This is a genomic window from Streptomyces aureus, assembly GCF_001418135.1.
Classification (GTDB): Bacteria; Actinomycetota; Actinomycetes; order Streptomycetales; family Streptomycetaceae; genus Streptomyces; species Streptomyces aureus_A.
This window is the reverse complement of the sequence record NZ_LIPQ01000602.1, coordinates 1-5,803: the sequence shown is the minus strand read 5'-3', so window position 1 is coordinate 5,803 and position 5,803 is coordinate 1. Positions and strand designations below refer to the sequence as shown.

General features: G+C 74.7%; 2 protein-coding genes and 2 pseudogenes. 1 reads left to right on the top strand and 3 read right to left on the bottom strand.

The window, feature by feature from the left end:
- From AOK00_RS34805 to AOK00_RS34795, 3 genes and pseudogenes are all read right to left on the bottom strand, one after another.
- A partial coding sequence (locus AOK00_RS34805; RefSeq protein WP_254047614.1) for a metal ABC transporter permease occupies positions 1–528 on the bottom strand: 528 nt, incomplete at its 3' end.
- Between the two features lie 35 nt (positions 529–563).
- Positions 564–1,193 (bottom strand): annotated as a pseudogene (locus AOK00_RS34800) (metal ABC transporter ATP-binding protein); the annotation flags it as partial.
- 201 nt (positions 1,194–1,394) lie between these two features.
- Positions 1,395–3,968 (bottom strand): GmrSD restriction endonuclease domain-containing protein, encoded by a 2,574-nt coding sequence (locus AOK00_RS34795; protein ID WP_055604123.1) that lies wholly within the window; start codon positions 3,966–3,968, stop codon positions 1,395–1,397.
- 353 nt (positions 3,969–4,321) lie between these two features.
- Between AOK00_RS34795 and AOK00_RS34790 the strand changes: the two are divergent.
- A pseudogene (locus AOK00_RS34790) lies at positions 4,322–5,803 on the top strand (hypothetical protein); the annotation flags it as partial.

The following is a 5,803-nucleotide window of genomic DNA, read 5'->3' as shown; positions in this document are numbered from 1 at the left end:
TCCCCCGGTGCCGCGGCACCGACGGCGGCGGACCGGCACTCCCGAGCACTGGGCGAGCTCACGGTCGTACAGCAGCGGCGCCACCTCACGGCGCCGCCACCAGAACAGTGCGGGTACGACCACGGCGAGCGCGCCGAGGACCACGAGGTCCGCCGTGCCGACCGAGAGGATCGACCCCCACAGCAGGGCGAAGGCCCCCGACGCGTCGACGCCGGAGACGGCGAGGACGAGCAGCGCGGCGGCGATGGCGAGGCTCATCAGCAGACCCATGGCCCCCGAGAGCCCGGCCGGTGTCCGGGCCAGCGGTGCGACACCCGCCCCCGACAACGCGCACGCCACCAGCGCGCACACCATCGGGTCGAGGCCGGTCAGCAGCCCGACCGCGATGCCGAGCAGCGCCACGTGCATCATCGCGAACCGCACGGGCATGATGTCGAGGCCCACGATGACGACCCCGATCACCGCCAGGCCGACGGCCGCGAGGAGCAGCGCCGTCCCCGCCCGCCGGACCGGCAGGAGCTGGAGCACGGCGCCGAGGTCGGCTGCCGCGAGCGCGCTCGCCACACCTCCCGCAGCCGCCCCGAGGCCATCTCCAGGACCCGGTCGCACCGGTCCGCCAGCGCCCGGTCGTGGGTCACGACCACGAGTGTGACCGGCAGCTCGGTCAGCACGTCGGCCGCCTCCTCCTGCCCCTCGAAGTCGAGGGCGGCGGTCGGCTCGTCGGCGAGCAGCACCTGGGCGCCGGCGGCGACACAGCCGATCGCCCGCGCCAGGTACATGCGCTGCAACTGCCCACCGGACAAGGTGCCCACGGGACGCGAGGCCAGTGCCCCGACCCCGAGCCGTCCGGCCGCCCGCACCGCCTCGCCGGGCGCCCCGCTGCTCGCGAGCAGCTCGTCGCCCCGCAGCGGGAACCGGCCTGCGGCGGGCTTCTGCGGGATCCAGGCGCACGACCGGCGCCGCCACGCCCACTCGGCGGCCGAACGCGCGCCGCGCCCGCCGACCTCGATGGAGCCGCTCGTGTGCCGGTGCATCCCGAGGACCGCACGCGGCAGCGTCGTCTTCCCGGACCCGTTCGTCCCCGTCAGGGCGACCCGCTCGCCGGAGGCGATCTCCAGGTCCACCCCCGCCACGGCCTCGGCGCGGCCGTGCCGGCAGACGACCCCGCGCATGCGTATGTCCAGTCCGCCCATCCCGTGCCTCTCGCCGCTTCCGTGCCGGTGCGGTGGAGCAGTCGTACGGCGGAGCCGCCGAGTCCCCGGATCGTCGCGGGAACCGCGGGAGACCGTGGCCGGGCTTCTCCCCGTCGGACGTCATGAGGGCGCCCTGGCGGGGAGCGGACCGCCAGGGCGCACGACGCGCCATGTGACCGGGAGGCTCGCGCCGTCCGCGTCTCAGAGCGCGTCGCGGCTCTCCCAGCGCTCCCGGAACCACGTCAGCGTCTCGGCGAGCAGCTTGCGGTTGTGGTCCTTCTCCAGCAGCGACAGGCGGAGGTTGGGACGCAGTTCCAGCTTTCCCTCCGGGATGGCCACCCCCTCCAGTTCGTTGAGCCGTCGGAGGAGCTCGGCGCGCAGCGTGCGGTCGGTGAAGGGCTCGCGCGCGGCGAGGTGCTGGAACACCACCTCCGCCGTGCCGCCGCGCCCGCCGCCCGGATAGAGCGTCAGCGGCCAGATGCCGCGGCCCGGCGCGCCCGCCTCCCCGAGCATGAGGTACGCGCTGGTGGTCGTATGGCCTGCCCCGTGTCCGATCCAGCCGCCGAGCTCTTCCCAGCCTGCGAAGATCGCCCGGACTGCCTCCACCGTCCTGGGGGAGTCGTCCGCCGCGAGCTGACGGAAGAACCGGTCGGCGCGCGTCTGCCCGCCCTGGCCTTCCGCGGTCCGCTGCGCGGTGTCCTCTCCGTCCGTCTGTTCGTCGCCGCCGGCGGCGACCAGCAGGGCGAGATCGTCGGCGGTCAGGCGCTGCGCCGGGTCGGCGGCACCGTTGACCGTGAAGTGGACGCCGTCGGCGCTCAACCTGGCCCGGACGTCGCCTCCGTCGTCCGGGGACGTCCAGTGGAAGCCGTCGGAGACCTTGCCGTCGGATGTGAGTACCCGGTACGCGTTCGCCAGCCCCGGTGTGTTGGCCATGTGGCTGCCGACGGCCTGGGCGCCGGAGCCGAGGAACGCGGCCAGGTCGCCGTAGGACGTCCAGGTACCGTGGGGGAGTGCCGCGAGCACCTGGTGGGCCAGCTGCCAGTCCCGGCTGCGTTCCGCGCGGCCGACTCCGCGCAGCGGGGCCGGCCAGAGCGTGATCGCGCGGTCGGCGAGTTCGTCGGCGCGGGCGAGGATCTCCCGCATCCCCCAGCGTTCGGTGGCGGCGATCCGCCGGTTCATCTCCAGGCGGCTCCCCTGGAACAGGCCCTGCTTGCGCTCGAAGGGGTGATTGGACAGCTCCGAGTTGACTGCGGTGAGTGTCAGGTTCCCGAGGGTGTGCCGCAGCCGGGCGTGCAGATCCTCTGCGGTGTCGGGGCCGTCGGCGTCCTCGGCCAGCATGCGCAGCCACTCGTCGCCGGCCGACTGGGGCAGAACGTGCTCGATGGTGAGCTGCGCGGCGGCGAAGTCCAGCGGCTCGGGATGCTCGTAACTCTCCTCCAGCCGCTGGAGCACCATCTTGCGCTGGTGCCAGCGTCCGTACTGGTAGAAGGGCGCCGTCCAGATCTTGTCGCGCAGTTCCTTGTCGTCGGGCCAGAACCGGTTGTCGGCGGAGAGGAGCTGGTGCAGGCCGTCGGCCACGGGCACGTCGATCGGGAGCTGTCCGGGCACGGACTGGAAGACCCTGTTGAGGTTGTTGGTCGGCACCCGGCAGATCATCCGGCGTACCAGGAAGCTCTCGATGTACGACATCGCGCGGGCCGTCTCCGCGGATCCGAGCTCGCCCCGCTCGCGTCGGTCGAGGAGCAGCATCAGCGCGGGGTAGGTGACCTGGGCCTGCCAGGCGTCCAGGCGCCGCAGATGGGCGCGGACCGCCGCGTCCGGCTCTTCCTCGGGATGGAGCAACCGGCGGAAGAGAGTGCCGTGCCGGTACAACTCCCTGATGTACGCCTCGATCTCGGCCTCGGTCACCTCGCCGCGCTCGAAGCGGTGCTGCTGAGCCGCGTACAGGTCCTGGCGGCGCACCCGGTCGTCCCCGTCGAGCACCAGCTGCAGCCACATGAGCTGTTCGAGCTCGTCGTTGCTCAGGCTGTCCTGCAGCGGCAGCCAGTAGGTCTCGTAGACGTGCTCCCCACGGGTGGGCAGCCGCATGAACAGGTAGTTGCGCAGCAGGTCGGCCTGACTGAGCTTGAGGCCGGTGTTGTTCAGTGACTCGAAGATGCGGTGCACGTTGTCGCCGCGCTCGGCGGTCACCGCCACCAGCGTGAGCCGGGAGGTGATGGCCTGCTCGATGCGGAAGACGTCCTGCGGGGCGGCCGGATCGTCCGCCTCGACGAGCTTGCGGCGGAAGAAGCCGTAGGCCGCGGCGACGTTCCCGCCGGCGGCCTGCGCCGCGAGCGGTCCGCACACGTGCGCGGCGAACTGAGGCCGGTCGGCCTGGGTCGGCAGGAGCCGGAAGCGGTCGCTGCCGGTCTTGCGCTTGTTGACCAGGTATTCCTCGTCGATGCGCTCGGCCTCGTCCGGCTCGGCGTCCGCGACGTGGTCGCGGATCGCGGCCAGGGCGAGGGAGAGGGTGGTCAGCCGCTGCTGACCGTCCACGACGAGCCAGCGCGGAAACGTCGCCTCGTTCTGAGGGGACGGTGCCAGGACGACGGAGCCCAGGAAGTGCGTGCTCGCCCCGTCCCCCGACTCGAGCAGCTCGGCCTGCTCCAGCACATCGCTCCACAGCTGCCCGAGCTGCTTCTCGGTCCAGGAGTACGTCCGCTGGTAGAGCGGCACCTGGAACTGCTGCGCCCTCCCCTGTACGAGATCGGCGAACAGTGTCTCCTTCGCCTGCATCGCGTTCCCCCTTGGTCACCGCTCCGTTGGTGGGATCGACCCTAAGGCCTCGCACCGACAGCGCGGGACGGGCCGACCCTCGTCCGCGAGGCACAGGAGGTGCGCCGCGACGCGTTCCAGCCGTTCCCGGCGCACCCGGGCCGAGGCCTTCGGCCGCGAGGAGGACCTCATCGGCCCGGTGGACAGAGCGGGGTTTGCCTCCGCCGGCCACACGCGGGCGGGCGTCGCGAAGGGAATCCGGCCACGCTATATCCCGCGTTGATCGTTTGCCTATCCCCTTCCCCTTTCATCGAGTCCGGGGGGCGCGGAGCCCCTCGACCGACCGCCAGTGATCCAGGGACAGGAGCCGACGCATGCGTCCGCGATGGAGTGACGACGACCGGCCTCGCGACGAGGTCGCGCCACAGGACGGCGCGGACGGCGACGCCTACGTCGGTCCGCCGGTCCGCGGGACCGGGTCCGGACCGGCGCCGGACGGGCGGCTGCTGCTGGCCGGCGAGGGCCACGTGCTCCGGGCGCTCACGGCGGCCGCGGCGCGGGCCGGGTGCCGCGACGTCCGGGTCCGCCGGACGGGCGAGGGCGACGCGGAGGCGCTCGGCGGCCTCGCGGAGTGGGCGGAGGGGGAGACGCTCACGGCCGCCGACGCCGTGCTTCATGTCGCGCGTTCGGCAGCGGAGTTGGCGGCCACGGCCGACCGGTGCGCCGAGGCCGGTGTGTGGCTGGGGCAGGTGCTGGTCCACGGAGACGAACTGTGGACCGGTCCGCTCGGTCCCGCGGACCGGTCCGCGGCGGCCTCGGCCTGGCGGCGACTGCGCGGTGCTCCGCCGCAGGGCCGGCCGGACGGGCCGGTGGGCGCCGCGCCGGTCGGCTTCGGCGCCGCGCCGGCGGGCGGCGCGGCGGACGGCCCCGCCGACGCCGTGCTCGCCGCCGGGTGGTCGGAATGGATCGCCGACCGGCTCCTGGGCGCCTGGCTGGGTCGACGCGGCGCGGGGGCGGCGGACGCCGTGGCAGGGACCGGAGACGCGGGAGCGCCCGGAGCGGGCGGCGCGGCCGCGGGAGCGGGAGAAGCCGGAGCCGCGGGAGCGGCACGGGTCGGAGGCGTCGCGGGCGGCCGCGGGCTCGCCGGAGAGCCGTACCTCGTGCGTACCGACGTGCGCACGTCGTCCAGCGGACGGCACCCCGTGGTGCCCCTGCCCCGGCCCGGTCGATCGGCCACCCGGGCGGCCACCGAGACGGGGGCGCGGGTGGCGTTCCTCGGGCGGATCGGGGGTGCGGCCGTCGACCCCGCACGGCTGCTGGAGCGGATCGACGCCGTGGCGGACGCCCGGACCGGGCTCCTCGGGCCGCTCCCGGAGGCCACGCCGGGGCCGACCGGACTGTGGGGGTGCGCGGTCGAGGTGCCCGACCCGTTCGGGCCGCTGCCCGCCGACGCGCCGGGTGTCACCGTGTGGGGTCACGGGCGGGACGCCCGGAGCGCCCGCCTCGCGGCCCTGCTCGACGCGCTCGCCGCGTACGGGACCCTCGCCGCCGCTCCGGACGCCCGGAGCGGACGTGAGGTCTGGGGCCTGGACCTCGTCACCGACCGGCTGCGCAGGGTCCCCGCGGCCGAGGCGTACCCGGCCCCCGCGACAGGCACGCCGTACCGGCTGCCGACGGGCGCGGCGGCCGGGCTCACCTGGACGGCCGCGGTGGAGGCCGCGCTGACCGGGCACTGCGAGGCGCTGGTGACGCACCGACTCGCCCAGCCGGACGTACGCGTCCCCCGGCTCGCGCTTCCCGACCGCGGGGGCTCCGCCGCCCTCCGCGCGCTGCGTGCGGCGGAGCCCCCGCGGTCG